The 26940-nt window shown below is 73.0% G+C and carries 24 protein-coding genes and 1 tRNA gene; 15 read left to right on the top strand and 10 right to left on the bottom strand.

The genetic code is table 11. From position 1 onward, the window contains the following. Positions 1-325: 325 nt before the first annotated feature. Both ACW9J6_RS06950 and ACW9J6_RS06945 read right to left on the bottom strand, forming a co-directional pair. Entirely contained in the window at positions 326-715 is a 390-nt protein-coding gene (locus ACW9J6_RS06950) for a tautomerase family protein (RefSeq protein ID WP_457115715.1), read from the bottom strand. A 5-nt stretch (positions 716-720) separates the two neighbouring features. Continuing rightward, a complete protein-coding gene (locus ACW9J6_RS06945) occupies positions 721-1290 on the bottom strand; it encodes a DUF4865 family protein (protein WP_457115714.1) in 570 nt (189 codons plus the stop codon). Positions 1291-1382: 92 nt separating this feature from the next. Between ACW9J6_RS06945 and ACW9J6_RS06940 the strand changes: the two genes are divergently transcribed. The 3 genes from ACW9J6_RS06940 (at position 1383) to ACW9J6_RS06930 (ending at position 4041) form a co-directional block, all read left to right on the top strand. Next, a complete protein-coding gene (locus ACW9J6_RS06940; protein ID WP_457115713.1) occupies positions 1383-2240 on the top strand; it encodes a LysR family transcriptional regulator in 858 nt (285 codons plus the stop codon). Positions 2241-3454: 1214 nt separating this feature from the next. Then, positions 3455-3685, top strand: coding sequence for a hypothetical protein (locus tag ACW9J6_RS06935; protein ID WP_457115712.1), 231 nt, complete (start codon positions 3455-3457; stop codon positions 3683-3685). A 125-nt stretch (positions 3686-3810) separates the two neighbouring features. Further along, positions 3811-4041 carry a hypothetical protein gene (locus ACW9J6_RS06930; RefSeq protein ID WP_457115711.1) on the top strand — a complete coding sequence of 77 codons (231 nt, stop codon included), beginning with the start codon at positions 3811-3813 and terminating at the stop codon, positions 4039-4041. Here ACW9J6_RS06930 and ACW9J6_RS06925 read toward each other — a convergent pair. After that, positions 4016-4408: a response regulator gene (locus ACW9J6_RS06925; protein ID WP_457115710.1), complete on the bottom strand. Its 393-nt coding sequence runs from the start codon at positions 4406-4408 to the stop codon at positions 4016-4018. The two genes, ACW9J6_RS06930 and ACW9J6_RS06925, sit on opposite strands and share 26 nt — an antisense overlap. A gap of 367 nt (positions 4409-4775) precedes the next feature. On the opposite strand from ACW9J6_RS06925, the gene ACW9J6_RS06920 reads away from it, so the two are divergent. From ACW9J6_RS06920 to ACW9J6_RS06910, 3 genes are all read left to right on the top strand, one after another. Then, positions 4776-4865: transfer RNA gene (locus ACW9J6_RS06920), tRNA-Ser, on the top strand. A 734-nt stretch (positions 4866-5599) separates the two neighbouring features. Further along, positions 5600-6946 (top strand): LLM class flavin-dependent oxidoreductase, encoded by a 1347-nt coding sequence (locus ACW9J6_RS06915; protein WP_457115709.1) that lies wholly within the window; start codon positions 5600-5602, stop codon positions 6944-6946. Between the two features lie 365 nt (positions 6947-7311). Further along, a complete protein-coding gene (locus tag ACW9J6_RS06910; protein WP_457115708.1) occupies positions 7312-8226 on the top strand; it encodes a hypothetical protein in 915 nt (304 codons plus the stop codon). A gap of 91 nt (positions 8227-8317) precedes the next feature. Here the strand turns inward: ACW9J6_RS06910 and ACW9J6_RS06905 are convergent, their stop codons facing one another. After that, complete coding sequence (locus tag ACW9J6_RS06905) at positions 8318-8770, bottom strand: RrF2 family transcriptional regulator (RefSeq protein ID WP_457115707.1); 453 nt, start codon at positions 8768-8770, stop codon at positions 8318-8320. Positions 8771-8843: 73 nt separating this feature from the next. Next, complete coding sequence (locus ACW9J6_RS06900; RefSeq protein ID WP_457115706.1) at positions 8844-9668, bottom strand: NADPH-dependent oxidoreductase; 825 nt, start codon at positions 9666-9668, stop codon at positions 8844-8846. Between the two features lie 141 nt (positions 9669-9809). Between ACW9J6_RS06900 and ACW9J6_RS06895 the strand changes: the two genes are divergently transcribed. Genes ACW9J6_RS06895 through ACW9J6_RS06855 form a run of 9 tightly spaced genes read left to right on the top strand, consistent with a single transcriptional unit; the run spans position 9810 to position 19612 of the window. Then, positions 9810-11168: an LLM class flavin-dependent oxidoreductase gene (locus tag ACW9J6_RS06895; protein WP_457115705.1), complete on the top strand. Its 1359-nt coding sequence runs from the start codon at positions 9810-9812 to the stop codon at positions 11166-11168. Further along, entirely contained in the window at positions 11165-11995 is an 831-nt protein-coding gene (locus tag ACW9J6_RS06890) for an ABC transporter ATP-binding protein (protein ID WP_457115704.1), read from the top strand. Before ACW9J6_RS06895 ends, ACW9J6_RS06890 begins: the two co-directional genes overlap by 4 nt. A gap of 14 nt (positions 11996-12009) precedes the next feature. Continuing rightward, positions 12010-13356, top strand: a complete 1347-nt coding sequence (locus ACW9J6_RS06885) for an LLM class flavin-dependent oxidoreductase (protein WP_457115703.1) — start codon at positions 12010-12012, stop codon at positions 13354-13356. 11 nt (positions 13357-13367) lie between these two features. Continuing rightward, the gene (locus ACW9J6_RS06880) at positions 13368-14417 is read left to right on the top strand and encodes an ABC transporter substrate-binding protein (RefSeq protein WP_457115702.1); all 1050 of its coding nucleotides are present in this window, start codon (positions 13368-13370) and stop codon (positions 14415-14417) included. Between the two features lie 17 nt (positions 14418-14434). Beyond that, the gene (locus tag ACW9J6_RS06875) at positions 14435-15490 is read left to right on the top strand and encodes an ABC transporter substrate-binding protein (RefSeq protein WP_457115701.1); all 1056 of its coding nucleotides are present in this window, start codon (positions 14435-14437) and stop codon (positions 15488-15490) included. Positions 15491-15546: 56 nt separating this feature from the next. Then, entirely contained in the window at positions 15547-16605 is a 1059-nt protein-coding gene (locus ACW9J6_RS06870; protein ID WP_457115700.1) for an ABC transporter substrate-binding protein, read from the top strand. Then, on the top strand, positions 16602-17426 hold the full coding sequence (locus ACW9J6_RS06865) for an ABC transporter permease (protein ID WP_457115699.1): 825 nt from the start codon (positions 16602-16604) through the stop codon (positions 17424-17426). Before ACW9J6_RS06870 ends, ACW9J6_RS06865 begins: the two co-directional genes overlap by 4 nt. Further along, the gene (locus ACW9J6_RS06860) at positions 17426-18175 is read left to right on the top strand and encodes an ABC transporter permease (RefSeq protein WP_457115698.1); all 750 of its coding nucleotides are present in this window, start codon (positions 17426-17428) and stop codon (positions 18173-18175) included. The genes ACW9J6_RS06865 and ACW9J6_RS06860 overlap by 1 nt, the downstream gene beginning before the upstream one ends. 24 nt (positions 18176-18199) lie before the next feature. Further along, a complete protein-coding gene (locus ACW9J6_RS06855; RefSeq protein WP_457115697.1) occupies positions 18200-19612 on the top strand; it encodes an FAD/NAD(P)-binding protein in 1413 nt (470 codons plus the stop codon). Positions 19613-20094: 482 nt separating this feature from the next. Here ACW9J6_RS06855 and ACW9J6_RS06850 read toward each other — a convergent pair whose 3' ends face one another. The 5 genes from ACW9J6_RS06850 to ACW9J6_RS06830 form a co-directional block, all read right to left on the bottom strand. Beyond that, a complete protein-coding gene (locus ACW9J6_RS06850) occupies positions 20095-21537 on the bottom strand; it encodes an LLM class flavin-dependent oxidoreductase (RefSeq protein WP_457115696.1) in 1443 nt (480 codons plus the stop codon). A 192-nt stretch (positions 21538-21729) separates the two neighbouring features. Beyond that, complete coding sequence (locus tag ACW9J6_RS06845; protein WP_457115695.1) at positions 21730-23154, bottom strand: LLM class flavin-dependent oxidoreductase; 1425 nt, start codon at positions 23152-23154, stop codon at positions 21730-21732. 22 nt (positions 23155-23176) lie between these two features. Then, the gene (locus ACW9J6_RS06840; RefSeq protein ID WP_457115694.1) at positions 23177-24550 is read right to left on the bottom strand and encodes an LLM class flavin-dependent oxidoreductase; all 1374 of its coding nucleotides are present in this window, start codon (positions 24548-24550) and stop codon (positions 23177-23179) included. Continuing rightward, positions 24547-25350, bottom strand: coding sequence for a MetQ/NlpA family ABC transporter substrate-binding protein (locus ACW9J6_RS06835; protein ID WP_457115693.1), 804 nt, complete (start codon positions 25348-25350; stop codon positions 24547-24549). The genes ACW9J6_RS06840 and ACW9J6_RS06835 overlap by 4 nt, the downstream gene beginning before the upstream one ends. 3 nt (positions 25351-25353) lie before the next feature. Beyond that, the gene (locus ACW9J6_RS06830; protein ID WP_457115692.1) at positions 25354-26682 is read right to left on the bottom strand and encodes an O-acetylhomoserine aminocarboxypropyltransferase/cysteine synthase family protein; all 1329 of its coding nucleotides are present in this window, start codon (positions 26680-26682) and stop codon (positions 25354-25356) included. Positions 26683-26940 lie beyond the last annotated feature (258 nt).

Genomic DNA, 26940 nt, shown 5'->3' with positions numbered 1-26940 from the left:
ATAGATCCAACACAAGGCCTGCTTGGACAGACTGTTCCGGGGTGCGTGCGGGCCTGCGGCCCGCCAGAGGCTCCCTTCGGTCGCACCTCAGCATGAGGAGTCGGGTTTGTTGCCATCGGCCGGGTCTGATGCCGCGGCTCACCATCGCCTGATTGAATGATATCTGCACATTTTCAGCCTGATCGGCGTCGGTCGCGCCGTCCCAAGCTATGCAGGCGATCATACAGTGCGTGCGGATGGGGAGAGGGGTTCCCTGCGCCACGCTTCTTGAGACGGGGTGCCTCCCATCCCGCAGCAACGACGACGCCGTGCGAGCGCGCTCGCGTTAGGCCGGCGGCGCGTATTGCATGCCGCCGTGGCCGAAGGACCAGTTCTCCGGCTTCGTCTCCACCAGGTTGATCAGGATGTCCTCCGGGCGCAGCCCCGGGTCGCGGCCGAGGCGCTCCACGACCGCCCGGTAGAACGCCCGCTTCTGGGCGGCGTCCCGGGTGTCGTTGCAGGTGATCTGGATCAGCACGAGGTCGTCGCTGCGCGCGATCCCCAGATAAGTGGCGCCGTACAGGAACGTGTCCGGCCCGTGCGCGTCGATCGCCATGAAGCGGTCGTCCTCCGGCACCGCGAAGGTCTCACGCATGGCGGCGTAGATCCCCTCCATCAGGGCCCGGTGATAGGCGGCGGAACGGCCGGCGCGCAGGGAAATGCGGGTGAGCGGCATGGGGATCAGGCCTCGATCGTGAGGGCATTCCAGCCCGGGCTGGCAAGGTGCAGAACCGTGAAGGCGCGCCCGGGCGCGTCGGTGTCGGGCTCCCGGGCGAGGGTGAGCCGCGTCAGAAGCCAGGATCCCGGATCGAGGGCCGACAGGCAGGCCGCGGCGCCGCCCGCCAGCGCGTCGGCGACGGACGCGGCCTCCCGGCGCCGCAACGCCGCCAGGTCCGTGCCGGGCGGGACCGCCCACACCTCCTGCCGCAGGCTGCGGATCGCCTCGGCCGGCCCCGCGCCCCAGGCGATGGGCGCGAGCAGCGCGACCTCCGGCCGCCCGAAGCCGGCCTCGACCGCGGCGAAGCGGTCGTCCGTCAGCATGGCGGTCGCGGCCGCCGCCTCCCGCCAGAGGTAGAAGGAGGCGTAGGCGTTGTCGGTGGCCCCGTCCCGCCCGTGCTCGCGCAGCGCGAAGGCCTTGAAGACCAGACCCGGAGCGGCGTCCCAGAGCGGGCCGCGCCGGGCGGCGCGCTCGCGGATGCGATCCATCGCGTAATCGGCCGGAAGCCGGTGGCCGTACTGCATGACCAGCATGGTGGTGTGTCCCCGTGGCGACGCACCGGTCTTGCCAGCGCCCAGAAATGACTGCCAGATATGGTCCGGAGTTTCTGCAATAAGGCTTCGTTATGGCGGCCGGTTCCTCCCTCGATCTCGACGCGGTGCGCGCCTTCGTGCTGGTGGCGGATCTGCGCAGCTTCACGCGGGCCGCCGACCTCCTCGACACCACGCAGGCGGCGGTGAGCCTGAGGCTGAAGCGGCTGGAGGAACGGCTCGGCTGCCGGCTGCTCGACCGGACGCCGCGGCAGGTCCGGCTCTCCGATCGGGGCGAGACCTTCCTGCCGGCGGCCCGCGACCTCCTCGCCGCGCAGGAGCGCGCCTTGGCGGAGCTCGGGCAGGCGCCCCCGCAGCGGCTCTCCCTCGGCATCAGCGACCACGTCGCCGGCCCGGACTTGGCGGTCCTGCTCGGGACGCTGGCGGCGCACGATCCGGGCCTCGTCGTGGAGGTGCGGATCGCGGCCTCGGCCGACCTCGCGGCAGCCTTCGACCGCGGCGCCTTCGACGCGGTGATCGTGCGTCGGCACGACGACGGCCGGGAGGGAACGACCGTCTGCACGGACCCGTTCGGCTGGTTCGCGGCGCCGGGCTTCCGGCGCCGGACGGGCGAGGTGCTGCGCCTGGCGAGCCTGGCCGCACCCTGCGGGATCCGCGCCACCGCGGTGCGGCTCCTCGACCAGGCCGGCATTCCCTGGACCGAGACCTTCGTAGGCGGCGGCGTGCTGGCGGTCGGGGCGGCGGTGACCGCCGGCCTCGGCGTCGCCGCCCTGGCGCGCCGGACCGCGCCGTCAGGCGCCCTCGAGGTCGGCGGCGATCTCGGGCTGCCGCCGCTCCCGCCTTCCGAGGTGGTGCTCCACGCTCGCAGCCCCGGGAAGCGGGCCGGCGGCGCCCTGCGGCTCCTCGCGGCGAGCTTCCGCGCGGCGGCGTGACGGGCGCCGGAACAGCAGGCGGCCGATCGCGGTGCCGAGCCGGCGGCAGAAGAGGGCCGCGCCCAGGAACCACGCGAGCCCGAGCCAGAGGGCCTGCAGGAGCGCCAGCGCGACCTCGCCCAGCACCAGGGCGCCGCGCCCGAGCAGCGCCAGGGCGCCGCGCGTGCGCGCGCCGAGGCGCTCGGAGAGGCGGCCGGCCCGGCGCAACTCGCCCGCGTTCTCCGCCACCGAGAGCGCCTGCAGCGCCCCCCGCGTGCCGATGCGGCTCTGGAGCGCCGCCGTCTCCTCGCCGAGGCCGCGCAGCGTCCGCAGGGCCCCGGGGCGCAGCGCCGCGCCGAGCGTCGCCCGCGCGCCCGCGAGGTCGAGCCGCCCGGCAGCGGCGAGCGCCCCGCGCAGGGCGCCCGCATCGACGAGGCCCGCGGTGGAGCGGGCGAGGGCGGCCCGGAGCGGCGCCGAGAGGCGGCCGGTGCGCGTCGCCAGCTTCAGGGCCGTGGCGCCCGCATGGGCCGGCACGTCGGCCCCGGCCGCGGCCCCGAGCGAGGCCACGGTCGCGCCCGTGAGGACCAGCCCGGCCGCCGACAGCCCGAGCAGCAGCGGATCGTAGGCCTCCTGGCGCAGGAGCTTGCCGCCCTCGCTCCAGAGGTCGCGCAGGTCCCCGTAGCCGACGAGATCGCCCGCCAGGGCGCCGGTCAGGCCGGCGACGCCGTCGCCCTGGCCGGTGGCGAAGCCGCTCGCCGCCGCGGCGAGCGCCCGCCGGCCGCTTCCCTCGGCCAGCCGCGCCACGGCAGCCCGGCGCTCCTCCGAGACCGGCACGGCCTCCGCCTCCGCCACCGCGATCAGGCTGCGGGCGAGTTCCTCGTCCTGCGCCGCCACGGCGTCGTCGATCGCGGCCCCCAAGCGCTGCGGCGTCGCTTCGCGGCGCAGGCGCAGGGCCACGAGGGCGGCGGGATCCTCGGCGGCGTCGCGCAGCGCCCAGGCCTCCCAGGCCCGCGGCAGCGCGGCGGGCGCCGCGAGAGCGAGGGCCGCGGCGGCGGCGCCGATCACCGCGGCGCCGGCGAGGCGGCCACGGTGGGGCGGGGAGGGAAGGGGGAGGCGCGGCATCCGGACGGTCCTGCTCGCCCCAAGAGATAGGATGCCGTTACGGCGCCCGCACGGGGTGGACCTGACCCTTCCGCGGACGGGCTGCGACGGCGCCATTTTACGTCGGTTTAACCATGACGGCGCGCAATGACGGCATGCCGCACGACGCTCCGTCCCCGATTCGTCCCTACGATCCGCTGGCGGAGGCCCGGGCCCTGCACGCGAGCATCGAGAACCTGCGCCACGCCATGCGGCTGCAGATCCGGGCCCTCGACAGCCTGGAGCGCCGGCTGACGCCCCCCCGCCCGGAGGGCCGGCAGGGGGCCGCGCGCCTGCGCGACCTCAAGGCCAGCGGCCTCCTGTAGCGCCGGACGGCCCCGGCGCACTTGTCCGCGCTGCCGTTGACGAAACGGTAACGCTGCCGACAACGGCCCGGGACCGCCTCACGCCGGGGCGACGTTGTGGGGCAGGCGGGGAGGTGGGGAGGCACATGCAAGCGCGGCAGGGCGGCACGCCGGTCACGATCCGGCTCGGGAGCCGGACGATTCGGGGCTTCGTTCGGGCGGTCGGGGAGGTGCTCGACCTGCCCCCGACTCCGGAGGATCCGCGCCGCCGCCTGCGGCAGGTGGTCCTCGATCTCGGCGCGATCTGCGCGCCGGTGGAGATCTGGTTGGAGGAGGCCGCGGCGAGCGGCCTCAGCGGGGGCCCATCACCGTCCTGAGCACCTCCAGGATGTCGTCGCCGCGGCAGGGGCGGGCGACGAACTGCGCGTCGCGCGGCATCCGGTCGGGATCCGGCTTGGCCCGGCCGGAGACGATGACGATCGGCAGGCCGGGGCGCTGCTGCGCGGCGGTGCGCGCGAGATCGAACCCGTCGGTCCGTCCGGACAGTTCGACGTCGGTAATGAGGGCGACGATGTCGGGGCGGCTCTCCAGCAGGCCGATCGCCCGCTCGGCGGAGGCTGATTGCAGCGGCTCGAAGCCCGCGGCCTCCAGCACGTCGCTCAGATCCATGATGGTGAGCGCCTCGTCCTCCACCACCAGCACCACCGGCCGCTCGCCCGGTCCGCTCTCGGTCTCGGTTCCCACGATCCACTCCCTCAACGCGTTCCGCCCTCCGGCGGGCACGCCCGCTCCGGGCGATCCATACGGTGGGCAAGTTGCTCTGCGGCGATCCCCGGCCGGCCGCCGCACCGGACCGACCGAAGAGCGCAACGAGGAACGGCACCCGCCGGTTGCAGGCCGTTCCGGGGCCGCCGCCGATGCGCGCGGCCGCGCCGCTCCGCGTCGCGGGCGGCTCCCCTAAGGTCGGGCGGTGGGCCGCGGAAGTCCACCCCCGCGGGATCCTGCGCCGCGGGAGGGTCTTCCGGCGACCTGCCGCTTGCACCCGCCGCCGCACCCCGCTAGAGGACACCGTCCCGACGGCAACGGCCCTGCGCCGCGGCATCGGCGGGTCGGAGAGGTGGCCGAGTGGTTGAAGGCGCACGCCTGGAACGCGTGTATACGGGCAACCGTATCGAGGGTTCGAATCCCTCTCTCTCCGCCAGCTTTCCGTAATCGGAGCGAATTCCCGCGCCTTCAGGCTTCTGCGATCCGGCCGACGAAGGACGCGGAATCGCGCGGCCGTCACTCCTGATGCTAAGCCGGTCGCCGAGGTCGCGGAAGACCGAGACCTTGAATGTGGCGGAGGTCGTCATCGGCCGCGCGCCGCCCCCACCCGCCTCACTCATCGTGCTCCCCGGCGATCTCGCGGTCGGTCACGCAGGCCCGGATGTTGGTCTCCGAGCCGTTGCCGCGGAGCAGGATCTTCGGACGGTTCAGCATCGCATCCCGGTCCGGGCCGAGGAGATCGACGCGCCGCGGGCCGCCGAGCAGCGCCGCCGCCTGTCGGCGCGGGAGCCGGTTCGGTTCCCTGGTCGCCCTGCGTCCCTTGTCGCACCGGCGGCCGCAGGCGGGCTCGTTCAGCCAAGACCTAGCTTTGCACTCCCGCTGTCTCAAGACAATTTTCTTCTGTAAGCCGCGCTAAACGCAAGTGCAAAAATCTCGCGAGCGCCTCTTCAAGAGGATTTTTATTTTCAAACTGGCAATCTATGCCGGGAAATCGGCTTCAGGATCGGGTCGAGGCGCCGGTTCAACCTGTTCATGCTTCACCGATCGGGCGTTTTGAAAGATGCTTCTCTTGACCGTGCCGCGGGCGTCTCGCCATGCTGGCTCGGCCCGGGACGGCGTGGGTGACGCCTCGCTCACCCCGCCCGCCGGCCCTTCGAAGCGAGATGGCGGATGTCGAAGCCCGAGCGCTCCCTGGCGCTGAACCTGTTCATCTATCCCGGCGGCCACCACGAGGCGGCGTGGCGCCACCCGCATTCCGAGCCGCGCCGCGTCATGGACATCGGCTATTATCAGGACCTGGCCCGGCGGGCGGAGGAGGCCAAGTTCGACGCGATCTTCTTCGCCGACGGGCCCTCGCTGCCGGAGAACGTCCGCTACTCGTCGCGCGTGCGCTTCGAACCGGTGACGTGGCTCACCGCGATCGCCGCCGCGACGAGCCGGATTGGCCTGATCGGGACTGCCTCCACCACCTACGGCGAGCCCTACAACCTCGCCCGGCTCTTCGCCTCGCTCGATCACATCAGCGGCGGCCGGGCGGGCTGGAACATCGTCACCACCAGCGACCCGGGCGCGGCGCAGAATTTCGGCCTGCCCGAGCACCCGCCGCATGGCGACCGCTACGACAGGGCACGCGAGTTCCTGGAGGTGGTGACGAAGCTCTGGGACAGCTGGGAGGACGACGCCCTCGTGGCCGACCCGGCGAGCGGGGTCTTCGCCGACCCCGACAAGGTCCACCGCATCGACCATGCCGGCCGGCACTACCGGGTTCGCGGACCGCTCAACGTGCCGCGCCCGCCTCAGGGGCGGCCGGTCTACGTGCAGGCCGGCTCGTCGGAGGACGGCCGCTCCTTCGCGGCGCAGCACGCGGAGGCGATCTTCACCGCGCATCAGACGCTCGCCTCCGCGCAGGCCTTCTACGCCGACATCAAGGCCCGTGCCGCCGCACTCGGGCGCCGGCCGGAGCACATCCGCATCCTGCCCGGCATCAGCCCGTTCATCGGCTCGACCCAGGCCGAGGCCGACCGGCTGGAGGAGGAGTTCGACGCCCTGATCCAGCCGGCGGCCTCGCTGGAGCAGCTCCGGCGCATGCTCGGCGTGGACTTGAGCGGCTACGACCTCGACGGGCCGTTCCCCCGTCACCTCGTCGACACGGCCGGGCCGGCCGGCGTCGCCAGCCGCTTCCAGCTCGTGATGGACATCGTCGCGCGCGAGAACCCGACCTTGCGCGGCGTGATCAGGCGGCTCGCGGGCGCGCGCGGGCACTGGGTGATCGCCGGCACACCCGAGCGCATCGCCGACGCGATCCAGACGTGGTTCGAATCCGGCGCGGCGGACGGCTTCAACGTGATGCCGCCCTGGCTCACCGGCGGGTTCGACGCCTTCGTCGCCGAGGTCGTGCCGATCCTGCGGCGGCGCGGCCTGTTCCGGGAGGAGTACGCGGGCACGACCCTGCGCGACCATTACGGGCTTCCGCGCCCGGAGAGCGGCTACGCGGCGGCCCGGCGCCGGAGCGCCTGACCGGGCCGGCACGAGGGATCCGTCGCCCCTGCGCCCGACCGCCGCTCGGCACCGCGACGGGACGGCGCGTGCGCGGAACAACCGGGCACGACGCGGTCCCTCGGCGCGGCCAGGCCGTCCCCGGCCCCGCGCGGCAGCCGCCTTCGTTCGATGTCCTGACACGCGGACACGCGCCCGAGCGGCAAAGCGGATCGATCGGCGCAGACAGCGGGTCGGTCTGGCCGCAGGATCCTCTCGCGATCCTCCACGCGGCCAAGCACTTCTTCTGCATCCGGCCGTTCTATAAAAAGAACGTTCTCGTTGATCTTTTCAGTCCCTTGGATCGATAATCCCGCCTCATTGCCGCTCCCGACAAGGAGATCCCGATGCACGGGTCAGCTTCGGTTCCGCCTCCGGCGGACGGGCGCCACCACCTCGTGGTCGGCGCCACGGCCGGCGCCCTCTGCCTGGCCTCCCACCTGCTGCGCCGCGATCCGCGGGCGCAGGTGACGCTGATCGAGCAGCGCCCGGACCTCTGCCTCCTGCTGCGCCGGGAGGAGTACGGTGCGATCCTGAGGACCGGGGTCGCGGACGGCGCGCGCTGGTGGCCGCAGGACGAATCGGCCGCCCGGGAGCCGCGCGCGAGCGGCGCGCTGCGCGAAGCCTCCGCCCGCCTGCACGTGGCGGAAGGGCGGTGCCTCGGCCTCGGCCGCACGCTCCGCGGCGTCGCGGCCCTCCTCGACGACGGCACCTCGATCTTGGGCCGCACCGCGACCGTGACGGCGGGGGCTCCCGTCCCGCCCCGCGGCGTCGCGGCGCCCGGACCGTTGCGCGTGCTGCGCCTCGATCCGGCCGACCTGCCGCTCGGCACCGGCACCGCCCATCTTGCCCGCTGGCTGCGGCGCCTGCTCCGCGAGGCGCGGGCCCGCGGGATCCCCGTGACGGAAGCGGTCGATGGCGTGCGCCTGCACGCCCCGGCGATCTGGCACCATCTGCCCGTCGCGGCGCGGGGGCGTCTGCTGCGGCACGGGCGGCGGGCCTTCGCCGCGCTCGCGCGCCGGCCTGTCGACGGTCCGGTGCCGCCGCGGACGAACCACCCGCTGCTCGCGGAGGTGCGTGCGGCCGGTCCGCAGGACGCGCTGTTCTCCGCGGACCTCGCCGACCTGATGCCCTATGCCCCCGCGCCGGATCTCCTCGACCTGGACGCGGCCTGCGCGTGGCTCGCCGCACGCATCCTCGCCGGCGACGCCCGCCATCATCCCGCACCCGTCACGGACGCCGCTGCCTGCGCCAGTTCCTGATTGGACCTCTCTCGCACGGCGTTGTCGTTGCCGAACCGGAACACGCGTTCGTCCGCGAGGGACCGCGACGGCGGCGACGAACCGGGACGGATCAGATCTGGTAGGTGATGCTGTCGCCCTCGTCCGCCGCCGGCATGTCGCGCATCTGCGCGAGCGTCAGCGTGTCGAGCACCGCCGCGATGCTGTTGCGCACCTCCAGCATCACGAGGCGGACAGCGCAGGCGCCCTCGTCGGGACAATCCTCGCAGGGCCGGTAGGCCGTGCGGCTGGCGCAGGGGAGGGGGGCGAGCGGCCCGTCGAGCACGCGCACCGCGTGGCCGACCCGGATCTCCTCCGGCGGCCGGGCGAGCGCGTAGCCGCCGCCGGGTCCCTTGCGGCTGTGCACGAGGCCGGCATTGCGCAACTCGCCCAGGATCGCGTCGAGGAACTTCTTGGGAATGTTGTTCGCCGCCGCGACCTCGGCGACGCCGATGCGTCCCCCCGGCGGCAGGCCCGCGAGGTGGACGAGCGCCTTGAGCCCGTACTTTCCCTTGTTGGTGAGCATCCCGGCTCCGCGCCACCCGAGGAGAACGACTTTGTCGATGTAGTCGCTGAACTTTCCGGGCGCCACTCCGGCGTCAGCGCAGCCCGAAGCCGAGCCGCTCCAGCGCGGCGCGGATCCGGTCGCGGCCGCTCAGCGCCTCGGGGCCGCGGACTCGGTCGAGGGCCGCCCGGGTCCAGCCCACGGGATCGAGGCGCTGGCCCTCCTGGAACGCCGCGAGGGTGCGGTCGTAGGCAGCGACCGCGGCGGGGTCCGCGCCCTGCGCGTAGCGCTCCCGGTGCAGGACGAGGCTCTGGGGCAGGCGGGGCTTGACCGCGGCCGGACGCGCCGGGTCGGGGTAGCCGACGCAGTGGCCGAACACCGCGAGCACGTTCGGCGGCAGGCCGAGGATCTCCGCCACGGCCACCGGATCGTTGCGCAAGGCACCGATATAGACCGAGGCGAGGCCCAGCGATTCGAGCGCGACCGTGGCGTTCTGCGCCGCGAGGGCCGCGTCGATGATGCCGACGAACAGCGTCTCCAGATAGCCGAGCCCGTCGGTCGGCCGGCCCTTCGCGCGGCCGACCGCGCCGAGCCGCGACAGGTCCGCGAGCCAGACGAGGAGGAGGGGCGCCTCGATCACGTGCCGCTGTCCGCCCGCCACGGCCGAGAGGCGGCGCTTGGTCTCGGGATCCTCCACCGCGACCACGCTCCAGGTCTGGAGATTGGACGAGGACGCCGCGGACTGCGCCGCCGCGACGAGCGCTTCCAGCGTGTGCGGGGGCAGGGGGTCGGGCCGATACGCGCGCACGGAGCGGTGGGCGAGCAGCCCCGCGAGCGTATCGTTCCAGGCGACCGGGAGGTCCGCGCCCTCCGCCCCGTAGCGCTCCGCCAGCGCCGCGCGTGATCCCGTCTCCGCCATGCCCTCGGCCTCCGTGTCGACGCTCGAGCCTAACGCAGGGAATCGCCAGCGCAAATAGTCTACTTTGTATGTTGACTATATGAGCTTTGGTCGGCACACATCCATGGCGGGGCCGCGTCGGGCGGCGCAGGAGAGGCCGGCATGGCGCGTCGGGGCGAGAGGCTGCATCTCGGGGCGTTCCTCTACCCGGGCGGGCACCACGTGGCGGCGTGGCGCCACCCCCGCGCTCAGGCCGATGCGGGAGTGAACCCCGCCCATTACCGGCGCCTCGCCCAGGCCGCGGAGGCCGCGAAGTTCGACCTCCTGTTCCTCGCGGACGGCGTCAGCATCCGGGGCGACGACGTCGAGGCGCTCAGCCGGACGGCCACGCGCTACGTCGGCCAGTTCGAGCCGCTGACGCTGCTGTCCCACCTCTCGGCCGTGACGGAACGGATCGGCCTCGTGGCGACGGCCTCCACCACCTACAACGAGCCCTTCCACATCGCCCGCAAGTTCGCGTCCCTCGACCACCTCTCGGGCGGGCGGGCGGGCTGGAACCTCGTCACCTCGGCGGACGAGCGCGAGGCCTACAATTTCGGCCGCGACAGCCACCTCGCCCATGCAAGCCGCTACGCGCGGGCGGAGGAGTTCGTCGACGTCGTCGCGGGTCTGTGGGACACTTTCGAGGACGACGCCTTCCTGCGCGACAAGGGGGAGGGCCGGTTCTTCGATCCCGACAAGCTGCACGTGCTCGGGCATGTCGGCGAGCATTTCTCCGTGCGCGGCCCGCTCAACGTGCCGCGCCCGCCGCAAGGGCATCCGGTCGTGGTGCAGGCGGGCTCCTCGGAGGCCGGCAAGGCGCTTGCCGCCCGCACCGCCGAGGTGATCTTCACCGCGCAACAGACCCTCGCCGACGCCAAGGCGTTCTACGCCGACGTGAAGGGGCGGCTCGCCCGCCACGGCCGGGCGCCCGGCGACCTCAAGATCATGCCGGGGGTCTTCCCGGTGGTCGGCCGCACCGAGGCCGAGGCGCGGGCGAAGTACGACGAACTGCAGGAGCTGATCCATCCGGTGGTGGGCCGCTCCCTCCTGGAGCGGATGCTCGGCCTCGACCTGTCCGGCTACCCGGAGGATGGGCCGGTGCCGGACGTGCCGGAGACCAATGGCGGCAAGAGCCGGCAGGCGCTCCTCGTCGACCTCGCGCGGCGCGAGAACCTGACCATCCGCGACCTCTCTCTGCGCATCGCCGGCGCCCGCGGCCACTGGACCGTGATCGGCACGCCCGCGCAGGTCGCCGACGCCCTGGAGGAGCGCTTCGTCGAGGAGGGGGCGGACGGCTTCAACGTGATGCCGCCCGCCCTGCCGGACGGGCTCGACGACTTCGCGACCCTCGTCATCCCGGAACTCCAGCGGCGCGGCCTGTTCCGCACCGCCTACGAGGGACGGACGCTGCGCGACCATCTCGGCCTCGCCCGCCCGCCGCACCGGGTGCGCGGCGCGCAGCGGGAGGCCGCCGAATGACCGCCTCCGACCGGATCGCGATCAGGGGCGTCGCGAAGACCTTCCGGGTCGACGGGCGCCCCCTGCGCGCCCTTGACGGCATCGACCTGTCGGTCGCGCCGGGCGAGTTCGTCACCCTGGTCGGGGCGAGCGGCTGCGGGAAGTCGACGCTGCTGCGCATCATCGCGGGGCTCGACGGTGACCACGAGGGCGAGGTGCGCCACGACGGCGTGCCGGTCACCGGCCCGAGCCTGGCGCGCGGCATCGTCTTCCAGGAGCCGCGGCTGTTCCCCTGGCTCACCGTGGCGCAGAACGTGGCGCTCGGCCTCGAGAACGCGCCCCTCTCCGGGGCCGCGAAGGAGCGGCTCGTCGCCGAGCATCTCGCCCTCGTTGGGCTGTCGGGCTTCGAGCGGGCCTATCCGCGCCAGCTGTCCGGCGGCATGGCGCAGCGCGCCGGGATCGCCCGCGGCCTCGTCAACCGGCCGGGCCTCCTCCTCCTCGACGAGCCCTTCGGCGCCCTCGACGCGCTCACCCGCGCCCGGCTGCAGGAGGAACTCCAACGCATCTGCGCCCGCGAGCGCCTGACCGCGATCCTCGTCACCCACGACGTCGACGAGGCGGTGCTGCTCGGCGACCGCGTCGTCGTGATGGCCCCGCGGCCGGGCCGCATCGCCCGCATCCTGCCGGTCCCGGCGGCGCGCCCGCGCGACCGGCGCGACCCGGCGCTCGCGGCCTTCCGCAACGCGGTCCTCGACCTCCTCGAAGCGAACCAGGGCGCCCCGCGACCGCCCGAGCCCGCCATCGCCCCCGCACCCGCCCTGGCGCCGCTCGCCGCCCGCTCGGCCTGATCCCGGAGACCGTCATGACCAAGCCGCGGCAGATGAAGCTCGGCGCCTTCCTGATGACCGACGGCCACCACGTGGCGGCCTGGCGGCACCCGGAGGGGCGGCCGGACGCCCATGTCAGCCTCGACCACTTCGTGCACCTCGCCCGCCTCGCCGAGGCGGCGGCGTTCGACGCGCTGTTCCTCGCCGATTCCTCGGGCATCCGCGAGACCAGCGTGGCGCCGCTCAGCCGCACCTCGCGCGGGGCGAGCTTCGAGCCGCTGACGCTGCTCTCGGCCCTCTCCGTCGTCACCGAGCGGATCGGCCTCATCGCCACCGCCTCGACGAGCTTCAACGAGCCCTTCAACCTCGCTCGCAAGTTCGCCTCGCTCGACCTGCTCTCGGGCGGCCGGGCGGGCTGGAACCTCGTCACCTCGTCGAGCGAGTCGGAGGCGCGGAACTTCAATCTCGAGCGCCACGCCGCGCATGCCGACCGCTACGGCAGGGCGCGGGAATTCGCCGAGGTCGTGGTCGGCCTGTGGAACTCCTGGGAGGACGACAGCTTCCTGCGCGACCGCGAGTCGGGGCTGTTCTTCGACCCCGGCAAGCTGCACGTGCTCGACCATCGCGGGGCGCATTTCCGGGTGCGCGGTCCGCTCAACGTCGCCCGCTCGCCACAGGGGCACCCGGTCATCGTGCAGGCGGGCTCGTCCGAGGCCGGGAAGGACCTCGCCGCCGCCACCGCCGAGGCGATCTTCACGGCCCAGCAGACCCTCGCCGACGCGCAGGCCTTCTACGCCGACGTGAAGGGGCGGCTCGCCCGCTACGGGCGCGACCCGGACCACCTCAAGATCATGCCGGGCGTCTTCCCGGTGGTCGGCACGAGCCGGGCGGAGGCGCAGGAGAAGTTCGAGATCCTGCAGGAGCGCATCCACCCGGTGGTGGGCCTGAGCCTGCTCGGCTCGACGCTCGGGGGCGTCGACCTCTCGGGCCACGACCTCGACGGGCCGCTGCCGGACCTGCCCGAGACCAACGGCCCGAAGAGCCGCCAGAAGCTGCTGATCGACCTCGCGCGGCGCGACGGCCTGACCATCCGCCAGCTCTACCTCGCGATCGCGGGGGCGCGGGGCCACTGGCAGGTGGTCGGCACGGCGCAGGACATCGCCGATCAGCTGGAGGAGCGTTTCCTGCAGGGGGGCGCCGACGGCTTCAACGTGATGGCGCCGCACCTGCCGGGCGGGCTCGAGGATTTCATCCTCCACGTCGTGCCGGAGCTGCGCCGCCGCGGCCTGTTCCGCGACGCCTACGAGGGCCGGACGCTGCGCGACCATCTCGGCCTGCCGCACCCCTCGCGGCCGCTGCCGCGGCGCGAGGCGGCCGAGTGAGGAGGACCGGGATGCTCGCCCGCACGCTCGCCGCGCTGCTCCTCCTCGCCTCGCTGCTGCCCGCCGTCGCCGCGCCGCTGACGATCCGGGTCGGCTATGCGGGGATCGGACCGGGCGGCAGCCGCAACGTGCCCGGCCTCGCCGGGCTGATCGCGGCCGAGCGCTATCTGGAGCGCGAATTCGAGGGCGATCCCGCCGTCGCGGTGGAGTGGTTCTTCTTCAAGGGCGCCGGTCCCGCCGTGAACGAGGCCCTGGCGAGCGGCCAGCTCGACTTCGCCTTCATGGGCGACCTGCCGTCCCTGAGCGGCCGCGCGGCCGGGCTCGAGACCCGCATCCTCATGGGCACGAACGCGCGGGACAATCTCTACCTCGTGGCGCCGCCCGAATCTCCGATCCACGACCTCGCCGACCTGCGAGGGCGGCGAGTCGCCCAGTTCCGCGGCACCAGCACGCATCTGACCACCGAGCGGGTCCTGACGCGGGCCGGGCTGTCGAGCCGCGACATCCGCTTCGTGCCGATGGACGACCCCACGGCCCTCGCGGCCCTCGTCTCCCGGGACGTGGACGCGGCCTTCGGCAAGGCGGTGTTCCTGTCCCTGGTCGTGCGCGGCGACGCGAAGGTCGTCTACAGCGCGAAGGGCGACCCGACGGCCGTGGCGAGCAACCACCTCCTGGTCACCAGCTCCTTCGCGGCCGCCCATCCCGACCTCGTCGGGCGGGTGGTGACGGCGAGCGTGCGGGCCGCCGCCTGGGCCTCGGACGAGGCGAACCGCGAGGCGCTGTTCGCGATCTGGGCGAAGTCCGGCACGCCGGCCGAGGTGTTCCGGGCCGATTACGAGGGCCAGGCGCTCGCCTACCGGCTCTCGCCGCTGATCGACGACCTGTTCGTGACGAATTACCGCGAGAAGGCCGAACAGGTGCGGGCGCTCGGCCTCGTGCGCCGCCCGGTCGACGTCTCGGGCTGGTTCGACTCACGCTTCCTCGACGCGGCCTTGCGCAGCCTCGGGCTCGACCGCGCCTGGACGCGCTACGGCGCCGATGGGCGCCCCCTCGGCTCCTGAACCCCGGAGATGGTCCGATGCTCCTCACCCGCGGCCTCGTCCTGGCGCTCGCCCTGCTCCTCCCCGCCGCGGCCTTCGCCGAGCCGGTGACGATCCGCTTCGGCTTCGCCTCGATCGGCGTCGACAACCGCCCCTTCGCGGGCGGATCGACCGCGGCGCTCGCGCATGCCGAGCATTACGTTGAGGACGCGCTGAAGGACGAGCCCGGCGTCACGGTCGCGTGGTCGTTCTTCAAGGGCGCCGGGCCGGCCGTGAACGAGGCCTTCGCCAACGGCCAGCTCGACTTCGCGCTCCAGGGCGACCTGCCCTCCGTCATCGGGCGGGCGAGCGGGTTGAAGACGAAGATTCTGCTCGCCACCGAGGCCCATGCGCCGACCTACCTCGCGGTGCCGGCGGATTCGTCCATCGCCTCCGTCAAGGATCTGAAGGGCAAGAAGGTCGCGATCTTCCGCGGCACCAACCTGCATCTCGCGGCCGTGAAGATCCTCGCCGCGAACGGGCTCTCGGAGCGCGACCTCCAGGTCATCAACCTGGACATCGCCGGGGCCAACGCTGCCCTGGCGAGCCGGAACGTCGACGCGGTCTTCGGCAATCATCCGCTGATCGCGCTCGTGGAGCAGGGCGCCGCGAAGATCGTCTACTCCACCAAGGGCGACGATCCGTCCCTCGAGCGCCAGGCCGCGGTGCTGGTGACCGAGGCCTTCGAGGCCGCCCATCCGCGGCTCGTCGCCAAGGTGGTGGAGGCGCTCGTGCGCGCCGCCGCCTGGGCGTCGAACGAGGCCAACCGCGAGGCGCTGATCGCGGTCTGGACGCGCAACGGCATCGCGGCGTCGGTCTACCGCTACGATCTCGACGGCCAGTCGCTGGCGCAACGCACCTCGCCGCTGATCGACCCCTTCCTGATCGAGCAGTACCGGGTGCAGGCGCAGCAGGCGAAAGCCTACGGGCTCGTGCGGCGCGACGTCGACGTCCACGGCTGGTTCGAGCCCCGCTACCTGGAGCAGGCGCTCAAGGATCTCGGCCTGGAGAAGACCTGGACCCGCCTCGGGACCGACGGGCGGCCCCTGTCGTGAGGGCGGAGCCGACGACGCCCGACCCCTCCCGAGCCCCGATCCCCGGAGACGCCCCGATGCTCCTCGCCCGTCGCGCCGCCCTGGCGCTGGTTCTCCTGCTCCTCCCCGCGGCGGCCTTCGCCGAACCGGTGACGATCCGCTTCGGCTTCGCCTCGATCGGCGTCGACAACCGCCCCTTCGCGGGCGGGAGCGCCGCGGCGCTGGCCCATGCCGAGCATTACGTCGAGGACGCGCTGAGGGACGAGCCCGGCGTCACGGTCGCGTGGTCGTTCTTCAAGGGCGCGGGGCCGGCCGTGAACGAGGCCTTCGCCAACGGCCAGCTCGACTTCGCCTTCCAGGGCGACCTGCCCTCGGTGATCGGCCGGGCGAGCGGGCTGAGGACCAAGATCCTCCTCGCCACCGGCGCGCATGCGCCGACCTACCTCGCGGTGCCGCCCGGCTCCCCCATCACCTCCGTCAAGGACCTGCGGGGGAAGAAGGTCGCGATCTTCCGCGGCACCAACAACCACCTCGCCGCCGCGAAGATCCTGGCCGCGAACGGGCTCTCGGAGCGCGACCTCCAGGTGCTCAACATGGACACCGCCACCACCAGCGCCGCCCTGGCGAGCCGGGACATCGACGCCGCCTTCGGCAACTTCCCGCTCATCTCGCTGCAGGAGCAGGGCCGGGCGAAGATCGTCTACTCCACCAAGGGCGACGATCCCGCCTTCGAGCGGCAGGGCGCCGTGCTGGTGACGGACACCTTCGAGGCCGCCCATCCGCGGCTCGTCGCCAAGGTGGTCCGGGCGCTCGTCGCCGCCTCGGCCTGGGCGTCCGACGAGGCGCACCGCGAGGCGCTGATCGAGACCTGGGCGAAGTCGGGCACCCCCGCCTCGGTGTTCCGCTACGACTACGCCGATCAGCCGCTGGCGCAGCGCAACTCGCCGCTGATCGACCCCTTCCTGATCGAGCAGTACCGGGTGCAGGCGCAGCAGGCCAAGGCCTTCGGGCTCGTGCGGCGCGACGTCGACGTCCACGGCTGGTTCGAGCCCCGCTACCTGGAGCAGGCGCTCAAGGATCTCGGCCTGGAGAAGACCTGGACCCGCCTCGGGCCCGACGGGCGGCCCCTGTCGTGAGCGCGCCCGCCGCCATCGCAGCCCGCGCAGCCGGCCGCTTCGCCGCCGGGGCGCCGCGCCTCGCGGCCTTCGGCCTCGGGCTCCTGGTGCCCCTCGCTCTCCTGGTCGGGTGGGCCTTCGCGGCGGCGCGGGGCTGGCTGCCGGAGCAGATCCTGCCCGCGCCGCGCCTCGTCCTCGACGCGCTCCTCGACATGGCGAGGAGTGGCGAACTCGCCCAGCACGCGGGCGCCAGCGCCGCCCGGGTGGCGCTGGGCTTCCTCCTCGGCGCCGGGCTCGGGTTGCTGCTGGGCCTCGCCATGGGCCTCTCGCGGGCGGTGGACGAGGCGGTGCGGCCGCTCTTCACCGCGGTCGCCCAAGTGCCGAGCCTCGGCTGGATCCCGCTCCTGATGCTGCTGCTCGGCATCGGCGAGACCCTGAAGATCGTGGTCATCGCCAAGGCCGCCCTGGTGCCGATGGTGCTCAACACCGCCGCGGGCCTGCGCGCGGTGCCGCCCGGCTACCTGGAGGTCGCCCGCGCCCTCCGGTTCACCCGCGCGCAGCTCCTGCGCCGCCTGATCCTGCCGGCCTCGGTGCCGTCGATCTTCACCGGGATCCGCTACAGCCTGACCAAGGCCTGGACGGCGCTGGTCGCGGTCGAGCTCCTCGCCTCCTCGGAGGGGCTCGGCTACCTGCTGGTCTGGGGCCGGCAGATGTTCTGGCTCGACACCATGCTGGCCGCGATGGTGCTGATCGGCCTCGTGGGCTTCCTGATGGATGCGGGCCTCGCCCGGATCGAGCGGCGGCTGCAGGCGTGGCGCCTCGCCTCCGGGGAGACGGCCTGATGCGCGCCACCCTCCGCGGCCTGATCCTCCCCGTCCTCCTCCTCGCCGCCTGGGAGGGGGCGAGCCGGGGCGGCCTCGTCGATCTCCGCTTCCTGCCGCCCCTCGAAGCGGTGGCGGCGACCGCGTGGCGCGAGGCGGCCTCGGGCGGCCTCCTCGCCGACCTCGCCGCGAGCCTCGCGCGCAACCTCGCGGGCTTCGCCCTCGGTGCGGGGCTCGGCATCGCCTTCGGGGCGCTGCTCGGGCTCTCGCGGGCGGCCGGGCTCCTGCTCGGGCCGGCCTTCCACGGCCTGAAGCAGATCGCCGTGCTGGCCTGGATCCCGATCATCTCGATCTGGTTCGGCTTCGCCGAGACCGCCAAGGTGGTGTTCGTGGCGCTCGCCACCTTCGTGCCGGTGGCGGTGAACACGCAGGAGGGCGTGCGCGCCGCCGGGGCGCCGCTGGGCGAGGTTGCCCGCGCGCTGCGGCTGACCCGCTGGCAGCGGCTGCGGCTGCTCCACCTGCCCGCCGCCGCGCCCGCGATCCTCACCGGGCTCCATCTCGGACTGATCGCCTCCTGGCTCGCCACCGTCGGGGCCGAGTACTTCATGACCGTGGGACCCGGGATCGGCGGCCTCATCATCGCGGGCCGCGAGCGCTTCCAGATGGACCTCGTGATGCTCGGCGTCGTGATCCTCGGCCTCGTCGGGTTCCTCCTCAACCAGGGCGCCGCCCGCCTCGAGAAGCGGCTGCTGCGCTGGCGCGACGGCTGACCCTTCCCCACAAGGACCCCATCCATGACGCACACAAGCACATCGCTCGTCATCGTCGGCGGCGGCTTCTCCGGCGCCGTCGCGGCCCTGAAGGTCGTCGCGGCCGCCGAGGGGCCCGTGGCGATCACCATCGTCGAGCCGGCGGCCGACCTCGGCGCCGGCATCGCCTACGGCACCGCCGATCCGGCGCATTTCCTCAACGCGCCGGCCAAGATCGTCTCCCTCCACCCCGAGCGCCCGAGCCACTTCTCGGAGTGGCTCGCCGCGAAGCCGGAGGCCTGGGCCGGATCGTCCCTTCCCGAGGCCTTTGCCCGGCGCGGGGCGCTCGCGGCCTATGTCCGCGACGAACTCGCCCGGACCCTGCGCGCCGCTCCCCGCGCCCGGCTCGACCACGTCCGCGCCGAGGCCACGGACCTGCGCGTCTCCCGCGACGGCGTCGCGGTGGTGCTCGACGACGGCCGCACCGTCGGGGCCGAGCGGGCGCTCCTCGCCACCGGCCTCGTCGGCGCCAAGCCCGCGATCCCGGGCGCCGAGGCGCTGGGGCCGGAGGACGGCTACGTCGCGGATCCCTTCGACGCGGCGGCCGACGCGCAGGTGCCGGCGGACGGGACCGTGCTGCACGTCGGCACCAGCCTCACCATGCTCGACAGCCTCGTGAGCCTGGAGCGCCGGGGCTTTCGCGGTCGCCACATCGGCGTGTCGCGCCACGGCTTCCTGCCCCAGGAGCGCCGTGAGCCCCCGGCCTGGCCGGACTTTCTCGGGCAGGCGCCGCTGCCCGCGACCGCGCTGGGGCTGCTCGCCCGGGTGCGGCGGGAGCTCGCCGCGATCACCGCGCAGGGCGGCGACTGGCAGGCGATCGTGCCGTCGGTCCGCCCGCACGTCCCGGCCCTGTGGGCGGGCGCCTCCGACGCGGAGCGCGCGCGCTTCCTGCGCCACCTGCGCCGCCACTGGGAGAACGCGCTGCACCGCTCGCCCGGCCCCTCCTACGCCACCTTCCGGGCCGTGCAGGTGGAGAGGCGGTTCAGCGCGCAGGCGGGCCGCGTCGTCGGCCTCGCCCGCAGCGGCGGACGCCTCGTCGCGACGGTGGCGACTCGCGGCGGCGCGGTGCACGACCTGGCCGTCGACGCGGTCGTGAACAACCTCGGCTGGGACTATTCCTGGACCCGCGCCGCCGCGACCCGTCCACTCGCCCGCAACCTCCTGGCGCGCGGCCTGGTGCGACCCGGTCCGCTGGGCTCAGGGCTCGACGCGGATCCCGCCGGCAGCCTGATCGGCCGCGACGGCCGCGCGAGCGAGCGCCTGTTCGGCATCGGCCCGGTGCTCCGAGGCCGGCGCTGGGAATCGAACACCGTGCTGGAGATCCTGACCCAGGCCATCGCGCTCGGGCCGCTGCTCGCCCGGCCGGAGGATGCCATTCCAGCCGCCACGGCCGCCTGAATAGAACGTACGCGCAAGGCATAGCGGGTGCTGCGAGATGTGGAGCACCCCGTTTCCGGGACCGTGGCGCGGGGCTCCTCTCTCTCAAGCAGGCGAGCGTGTACCCAACGCTCCGCGACCGAAGCATCAGCGGAACGCTCCTGGAGCGCACAACACGCCTCATGCTGAGGTGCTGCGCGCGATCGAAGATCGTGCGCAGCCTCGAAGCACCCCTGACGGGTGCTCCAACATAACGGCTGCTTGGACAGACTGGTCTGGGGTGCGTGCGGGCCTGCGGCCCGCCAGAGGCTCCCTGCGGTCGCACCTCAGCATGAGGAATGTTGTGTCTTACTCATTCGTTCAGCTGATGGACTTATCATTGTACATTGTACACGCGATAATCCACTCGAGAGAGGATCGTACGCGGGCATCAATGTAACAGCATCAATGACTCAATATCTTCACCGCCAGTCAGAGCTGCACCAGCCGGCGATCTTCCACGATCACGCAACACGTCCGGAAGACGCCGCGCGCTCGGGCGTGCCGTCGATGGTCGTCGCAGCCGCGCCCGCGAGACCCAGGCCGCCGGGTTCGCCTCGCGCGCCGCGGATGTCAGGCGCGCACGCGTAGAACTGGTTCGCCGGCCTCGGCAGCCCCAAATGCTCGCGCAGGGTGCGGCCCTCGTACTCCGTGCGGAAGAGCCCGCGCCGCTGCAACTCCGGCACCACCTTGGCCGTGAAGTCGTCGAGCCCCTGCGGCACGTCCGAGAACATGACGTTGAAGCCGTCGCTCGCGCCGGCCTCGATCCAGGCCTGCATCTGATCGGCGATGCGCCGCGGCGTGCCGACCATCGCGAGGCCGGCATAGCCGCCGAGCCGCTGCGCGAGCTGGCGCACGGTCAGGCCCTCGCGCGTCGCAAGGGCGATCGCCCGCTCGCGGCCGGTCTTCGACTGGTTGCTCTCCGGGATCTCGGGCAGCGGGCCGTCCGGGTCGAAGGCGGCCGCATCGACCCCGAGCGCGATCGACAGGGCCGCGATGGCGCTCGCCTCGTGCACCAGGCCGTCGAGGACCGCGCGCTTCTCGCGCGCCTCCTCGTCGCTGTCGCCCACCACGACGAAGCAGGCGGGCAGGATCTTCAGGTGGTCGGGGTCGCGGCCGACCCGCGCCATGCGCCCGCGGACGTCCTGCGCGAAGCGTCGGCCGTCCTCCAGGGTCGCGGCGGCCCCGAAGATCACCTCGGCGGTCTCCGCCGCGAGCTGCCGCCCGGCCTCCGAGGCGCCCGCCTGCACGATCACCGGCCAGCCCTGGACGGGCCGCGCGACGTTCAGAGGCCCGCGCACCGCGAAGTGCTCGCCGCGATGATCGAGAACGTGCATGCGCTCGGGATCGAAGAACACCCCGGTCCCGACGTCGCGCCGGAAGGCGTCATCCGCGAAGGAATCCCACAGACCCTTCACCACGCGGACGAATTCGTGCGCGCGGTCGTAGCGGTCGGCGTGCTCGGGATGGTGCTCCAGCCCGAAGTTCCTGGCCGCGTCCGGGTTCGAGGTCGTGACCACGTTCCAGCCCGCCCGCCCGCCCGAGAGATGGTCGAGGGACGCGAACTTGCGGGCGACGTGGTAGGGCTGGTCGTAGGTGGTCGAGGCGGTGGCGACGAGCCCGATGCGCTCCGTCACCACGGCCAGCGCGGGCAGCAGGGTCAGGGGATCGAACGAGGTCACGGTCGCCGAGCGCTTGAGCGCTTCGACCGGCATGTTCAGGACCGCGAGGTGGTCGGCCATGAAGAAGGCGTCGAACTTCGCCCGCTCCAGCGTCTGCGCGAAGCGGGCGAGGTGCGCGAAGTTGAAGTTCGCGTCCGGGTAGCCTCCCGGATAGCGCCACCACGCGGTGTGGATGCCGACGGGGCGCATGAAGGCGCCGAGATGCAGGGTGCGGGCACTCGCCATGGTAGTCTCCGCGTTCCTTCGGCCAGGCTCGATCAGTTTCGGCGAAGGGGATGCCGGTTCGCCGACGACAATGCGGCACGATCAAAAAGACAGAGAGCCGGATCCGATTGCGAGGTGATCGGATCCGGCCCTCGGCACCGTTCGCCGAAGCGGCCACCGCCCGCGCGGCCGGAATGTTGCACGACCGCCAGTTCAGGAGAAGTGCCGAGGGTCGCTCGTCCGAGAACGCGGCGGAGCGACAGCGCCGAGGTCCCGTACCGGCCGGAACCGCGCCGCCGGGTGGCTCGCCGGCAGCAGCCGGCGGGCCTCGCCGAACACCTTCTGGCGCAAGGTGCCCGGCGCGTAGCCCGCCTTGTAGCGGCCCCGGCGCTGCAACTCGGGCACGACGAGGTCGATGAAGTCGCCGTAGCCCTCGGGCGTGACCGCGTAGCTCAGGTTGAAGCCGTCGATGCCGGTCTCGTCCATCCAGGCTTCGAGCCCGTCCGCCACCTGCGCGGGCGAGCCGATCAGCACCGGGCCGCGCCCGCCGATCGCGTTGTGCTGCACGATCTCCCGGATCGTCCAGCGCCGCTCGCTTCGGCCGAACGACTCGGCCACCGACGCGATCGCGTTGTCGCGGCGGAGCACCGGGAAGGGGTCGTCGAGCGCGTAGGCGGCGAGGTCGATGCCGGTCCAGCCCGAGAACAGCGCCAGCGCCCCCTCCGGATCGACGTAGGCGAGGTAGTCGCGGTGCTTGTCGTGCGCCTCCGCCTCGCTGCGGCCGACGATCACCGTGATGAGCGCGAAGAACAGGATGTCGGCCGGGTCGCGGCCGCGGGCCGCCGCGCGGGCGCGGGTATCCGCCACCGTGGCGGCGATCGCCTGCCTCGAGGGGTCGCTCAGGAACACCGCCTCGGCGTGGGAGGCCGCGAAGTCGCGGCCCCGGTTCGAGGCGCCGGCCTGGAACAGGAACGGCGTGCGCTGCGGCGAGGGCTCGACGAGGTGGATGCCCTCCATCCGGAAGTGCTCGCCCGCATGCGTGATGCGGTGGATCCGCGCCGGGTCGGCGAACAGGCCGCGCTCCCGATCGCGTAGAACCGCGCCGTCCTCCCAGCTCTCTTCCCAGAGCCGGTAGACCACGTCGAGGAACTCGTCCGCGACGTCGTAGCGGGTGTCGTGCGCGGCGATGCCCGGCCGGCCCACCGCCCGGCTGGCCGCGGCCGAGTAGCCCGTCACCACGTTCCAGGCCATGCGCCCGTTCGTGAGGTGGTCGAGGGTCGAGAAGCGGCGGGCGAGCGTGAAGGGCGGCTCGTAGGAGACCGACGCCGTCACCCCGAAGCCGAGATGCTCCGTCACCGCCGCCATGGCCGAGACGAGGAGCATGGGATCGTGCTTGGGCACCTGCGCGGCCCGGCGCAGGGCCGCGTCGGCGGTGCCGGCATAGACGTCGTGGATGCCGAGGCCGTCGGCGATGAACAGGGTCTCGAACAGCCCGCGCTCCAGGAGCCGGGCGATGTCCGTCCAGTAGCCGAGCGTGTTGAAGGCGAGGGAGCGGTCGCGCGGGTGCCGCCACAGGCCGGGCGAGAGGTGGACCGGGCCGTGGATCGCGAAGCCGTTGACGCGGATGGGTTTGCTCATGGGGCTCTGCTCATGGCGATCCTCACTCCGCGCGGTGCCGGAAGGCGGCGCCCGGATGGGTGGGCTTCAGCCGCGGGCCGGTGCCCGGAAACAGCTTCTCGCGCAGCGTGCCCTCCGCGTAGCGGGTCTTGAACACGCCGCGGTCCTGGAGTTCGGGCACCACGAGGTCCACGAAGGCCTCCAGCGTCTCGGGCACCACCACGCGCGTCAGGTTGAAGCCGTCGACGTCGGCCTCCTCGGCCCAGGACAGGAGTTCGTCCGCGACCTCGGTGGGCGAACCGACGATGAAGGGCGCCCGCGCGCCCAGCGGCCCGAACTGCGCGAAGTCCCGCACGGTGAAGCGGTGGTCCGCGTTCACCGTCAGGTTCTCGACCAGCGACTGCATGGCGTTGGTCTTCACGTAGGCCAGCGCCTCCTCGGGGCCCAGCGTCGAGAGGTCGATGCCGGTCCAGCCCGAGACGAGGGCGAGCTGGCCCTGCACGTCGAGGTAGCGGGCGTACTCGTCGCGCAGGTCCAGCGCCTCGGCGTGGGTCGGGGCGACGATCACGGTCGCGCCGAGGAACATCAGGATGTCGTGGGGGTCGCGCCCGTGATCCCGCGCGGCCTCGCGGATGCTGCGCACGGACTTGGCTGCGATGGCCCGGGTGTGGCCGTTGAGGAAGATGCACTCCGCGTGGCGGGCCGCGAAGGCGCGCCCGCGCGAGGAGGTGCCGGCCTGGTAGAGCACCGGCGTGCGCTGGGGCGAGGGCTCGGCGAGGTGGCGGGCGTCGACCCGGTAATAGGGTCCCTCGTGGCGAACCCGGTGCACCTTGTCCGGGCGGGTGTAGAGGCCCCGCGCGCGGTCGTGGACGACCGCGCCGTCCTCCCAACTCCCCTCCCAGAGCTTGTAGGCGGCCTCCATGAAGTCCTCGCCCGCCTCGTAGCGGGTGTCGTGGGCGCGGGCCTGCGCGAGGCCCATGCCGCGGGCGCCGCTCTCCAGGTAGCCGGTGACGACGTTCCAGCCGATCCGGCCCTGCGTCAGGTGGTCGAGCGTCGAGAAGCGCCGGGCGAACTGGTAGGGGTGCTCGTAGGTGAGGTTCGCCGTCACCCCGAAACCGATCTGCGAGGTGACGAGCGCCATCGCCGGCACGACCAGGAGCGGGTCGGCATTCGGGGCCTGGGCGGCCCCCGCCAGCGCCGCGTCGGCGTTGCCGCCGTAGACGTCGTAGGTGCCGAACACGTCGGCGAGGAAGATGCCGTCGAGGAGCCCGCGCTCGGCCGTGCGCGCCAGCGACGTCCAGTAGTCGAGGGAGGTGTAGCGCACCGAGGCGTCGCGCGGGTGGCGCCACATCCCGGCCCAGGTGTGGCCGGGGGAATGCATGTGGAAGGCGTTCAGGCGCAGTTCGCGGCGGCTCATTCGAAGTAATCCGGCAGCTTGAACCCGTCGTAGAAGCGGTCGGCCCGGATCGCGGCCTTGAACGCGTCCGAGCGGTAGGCGGCGACGATGTCCCGCGCCCAGGGCGTCCCGGCCTTGTCCCTGCGCACCGCCACGACGTTCACGTAGGGGGCGGTCATCGTCTCCAGGGCCAGCGCCTCGCTGAGCTTGAGCCCGCTGAAGATCGCGAAATTGCCCTGGATCGCCGCGAAATCGGCGTCGTCGAGCACCCGCGGGGCCTGTGCGGCCTCCAGCGGCACCAGCCGGATCCCGGCCGGGTTCGCGATCACGTCGAGTTCGGTGACGTCGACCGGGTTGCCGTTCGGGCGCAGCGTCACCCAGCCGAGATCGCGCAGGATCTTGAGCGCCCGCTCCAGGTTCACCGGGTCGTTCGGCACTGCCACGGTCGCGCCGGGCCGCACCTCGGCGGCCGAGCGGTGCTTGCGCGAGTAGAGCCCCATGGGCGGGGTCGGCACCTGCACGATGCCGACGAGGTCGGTGCCGTTCCGGTCGTTGTAGGCCTTCAGGTAGACGCTGTGCTGCATCACGTTGGCGTCGATCTCGCCGGCATGGACCGCGGCGTTGACCTCGACGCCCGTGCTGAAGTGGACGGCCCGCACCCGGTAGCCCTGCGCGCGCAGGGTCGGCTCGACCCCGGCCTTGAAGGCGTCCTCGTAGGGGCCGGGCACGAAGCCGACCGTGAGGTCGGGCTTGTCGGGCTGGGCGAGGGCGCTGCCCGCCGCCGCGAGCGCGGCGACGAGCCCGAGAACGAAGCGGCGCATCGATCAGGCGGCCTGGGCGAGCCCGCCCGCGGCGGCGAGACCGCGGTCGAGGTCGGCCAGGATGTCGTCGATGTGCTCCAGCCCGACCGACAGGCGCACGTAGCCCTCCGACACGCCCGTGGCGCGCTGGTCCTCGGGCGAGAGCTGCGAATGGGTGGTGGTCGCCGGATGGATCGCGAGGCTGCGCGCGTCGCCGATATTGGCGACGTGGTAGAACAGGCGCAGACCGTCGATGAAGCGCCGCCCCGCCTCGCGCCCGGCCGCCAGTTCGAACCCGACGAGGCCGCCGTAGCGCCCGCCGAGGTAGCGGTCGGCGCGCTCCCGCGGGGCGCCGCTCTGGAAGGCCGGGTGGATCACCCGCGCCACCTCCGGCCGCTGCGACAGGTAATTCGCCACCGCGAGGGCGTTCTCGGAATGGCGGGCGATGCGCAGGGGCAGCGTCTCCAGCCCCTGCAGGATCTGGAACGCGTTGAAGGGCGAGAGGGCCGGCCCGAGGTCGCGCAGGAGCCGCACCCGGACGCGCAGCGCGTAGGCGATCGGCCCGAGCGCCCTGGCCTCCTCGACCCAAACCGCGCCGTGGTAGCTCGCGTCGGGCTCGGTGAGGGCGGGCTGACGGCCCGGATGCGCCGCCCAGTCGAAGGTGCCGCCGTCGACGATCAGCCCGCCGATCGAGGTGCCGTGGCCGCCGAGATACTTCGTGGTCGAGTAGACGACGACGGCCGCCCCGTGCGTCAGGGGCCGGGCGATCAGCGGGGCGGCGGTGTTGTCGAGGATGAGCGGGATGCCGAGCGGCCGGCCGATCGCCGCCACCTCGGCGATCGGGAAGACCGCGAGCTTCGGGTTGGGCAGCGTCTCGCCGTAATAGGCGCGGGTGCGGTCGTCGGTGGCGCGGCGGAACGCGTCGGGATCGGCCGGGTCGACGAAGCGCACCTCGATCCCCTGCTCCTTCAGCGTGTTGGCGAACAGGTTCCAGGTGCCGCCGTAGAGGTCGGTGGCGCTCACCACGTTGTCGCCGGCCCGGGCGAGGTTCTGGATCGCCAGCGCCGAGGCGGCCTGGCCGGATGCCACCGCCACCGCCGCCGCGCCGCCCTCCAGCGCCGCCGCCCGCTGTTCCAGCACATCCGTCGTGGGATTGGTCACCCGCGTGTAGATGTGCCCGAGCTGCTTCAGCGCGAACAGGTTGGCGGCGTGCTCGGCGTCGTGGAACTGGTAGGAGGTCGTCTGGAAGATCGGCACCGCGACGGCGCCCGTCGCCGGGTCGGCCCGCCAGCCGGCGTGCAAGGCCAGGGTTTCGGGACGCAGCCCGGACGGGTCGAGGGGCTCGGATGCCATGACGGGTCTCCCGGAGAGGCGGCGCGCGGGCCAACAGACAGCCCCGGAACGCTCTCGTGGGCAGGGTCCGAAGTCAATGAGAATGTTCTTTTTACAGAACGAACCTCGAGAGATCTGGGTTCTCGCGAACTCGGATCTATTCGGAAATTCTGTCTTTCTGGTCGAGTTCAGGATTCTCGCGTCGCCGGAGCCGGCGCAGGCGTTCGCTCTGAAAAACAACCCCGCGGCGACGGATCGACGCTTGCCGGTTGGTCCATA

The sequence above is a fragment of the Methylobacterium sp. JK268 genome, from assembly GCF_054052225.1.
Note: the sequence above shows the minus strand (reverse complement) of the source record. Positions and strands in the feature narration are given on the sequence as shown.

What these genes read in the sequence shown, in the direction of transcription:
- ACW9J6_RS06950 (WP_457115715.1), bottom strand. Translation starts at nt 715, where the DNA reads ATGCCGCTCACCCGCATTTCCCTGCGCGCCGGCCGTTCCGCCGCCTAT.
- ACW9J6_RS06945 (WP_457115714.1), bottom strand. Translation starts at nt 1,290, where the DNA reads ATGCTGGTCATGCAGTACGGCCACCGGCTTCCGGCCGATTACGCGATG.
- ACW9J6_RS06940 (WP_457115713.1), top strand. Translation starts at nt 1,383, where the DNA reads ATGGCGGCCGGTTCCTCCCTCGATCTCGACGCGGTGCGCGCCTTCGTG.
- ACW9J6_RS06935 (WP_457115712.1), top strand. Translation starts at nt 3,455, where the DNA reads ATGACGGCGCGCAATGACGGCATGCCGCACGACGCTCCGTCCCCGATT.
- ACW9J6_RS06930 (WP_457115711.1), top strand. Translation starts at nt 3,811, where the DNA reads ATGCAAGCGCGGCAGGGCGGCACGCCGGTCACGATCCGGCTCGGGAGC.
- ACW9J6_RS06915 (WP_457115709.1), top strand. Translation starts at nt 5,600, where the DNA reads ATGTCGAAGCCCGAGCGCTCCCTGGCGCTGAACCTGTTCATCTATCCC.
- ACW9J6_RS06910 (WP_457115708.1), top strand. Translation starts at nt 7,312, where the DNA reads ATGCACGGGTCAGCTTCGGTTCCGCCTCCGGCGGACGGGCGCCACCAC.
- ACW9J6_RS06905 (WP_457115707.1), bottom strand. Translation starts at nt 8,770, where the DNA reads ATGCTCACCAACAAGGGAAAGTACGGGCTCAAGGCGCTCGTCCACCTC.
- ACW9J6_RS06900 (WP_457115706.1), bottom strand. Translation starts at nt 9,668, where the DNA reads ATGGCGGAGACGGGATCACGCGCGGCGCTGGCGGAGCGCTACGGGGCG.
- ACW9J6_RS06895 (WP_457115705.1), top strand. Translation starts at nt 9,810, where the DNA reads ATGGCGCGTCGGGGCGAGAGGCTGCATCTCGGGGCGTTCCTCTACCCG.
- ACW9J6_RS06890 (WP_457115704.1), top strand. Translation starts at nt 11,165, where the DNA reads ATGACCGCCTCCGACCGGATCGCGATCAGGGGCGTCGCGAAGACCTTC.
- ACW9J6_RS06885 (WP_457115703.1), top strand. Translation starts at nt 12,010, where the DNA reads ATGACCAAGCCGCGGCAGATGAAGCTCGGCGCCTTCCTGATGACCGAC.
- ACW9J6_RS06880 (WP_457115702.1), top strand. Translation starts at nt 13,368, where the DNA reads ATGCTCGCCCGCACGCTCGCCGCGCTGCTCCTCCTCGCCTCGCTGCTG.
- ACW9J6_RS06875 (WP_457115701.1), top strand. Translation starts at nt 14,435, where the DNA reads ATGCTCCTCACCCGCGGCCTCGTCCTGGCGCTCGCCCTGCTCCTCCCC.
- ACW9J6_RS06870 (WP_457115700.1), top strand. Translation starts at nt 15,547, where the DNA reads ATGCTCCTCGCCCGTCGCGCCGCCCTGGCGCTGGTTCTCCTGCTCCTC.
- ACW9J6_RS06860 (WP_457115698.1), top strand. Translation starts at nt 17,426, where the DNA reads ATGCGCGCCACCCTCCGCGGCCTGATCCTCCCCGTCCTCCTCCTCGCC.
- ACW9J6_RS06855 (WP_457115697.1), top strand. Translation starts at nt 18,200, where the DNA reads ATGACGCACACAAGCACATCGCTCGTCATCGTCGGCGGCGGCTTCTCC.
- ACW9J6_RS06850 (WP_457115696.1), bottom strand. Translation starts at nt 21,537, where the DNA reads ATGGCGAGTGCCCGCACCCTGCATCTCGGCGCCTTCATGCGCCCCGTC.
- ACW9J6_RS06845 (WP_457115695.1), bottom strand. Translation starts at nt 23,154, where the DNA reads ATGAGCAAACCCATCCGCGTCAACGGCTTCGCGATCCACGGCCCGGTC.
- ACW9J6_RS06840 (WP_457115694.1), bottom strand. Translation starts at nt 24,550, where the DNA reads ATGAGCCGCCGCGAACTGCGCCTGAACGCCTTCCACATGCATTCCCCC.
- ACW9J6_RS06835 (WP_457115693.1), bottom strand. Translation starts at nt 25,350, where the DNA reads ATGCGCCGCTTCGTTCTCGGGCTCGTCGCCGCGCTCGCGGCGGCGGGC.
- ACW9J6_RS06830 (WP_457115692.1), bottom strand. Translation starts at nt 26,682, where the DNA reads ATGGCATCCGAGCCCCTCGACCCGTCCGGGCTGCGTCCCGAAACCCTG.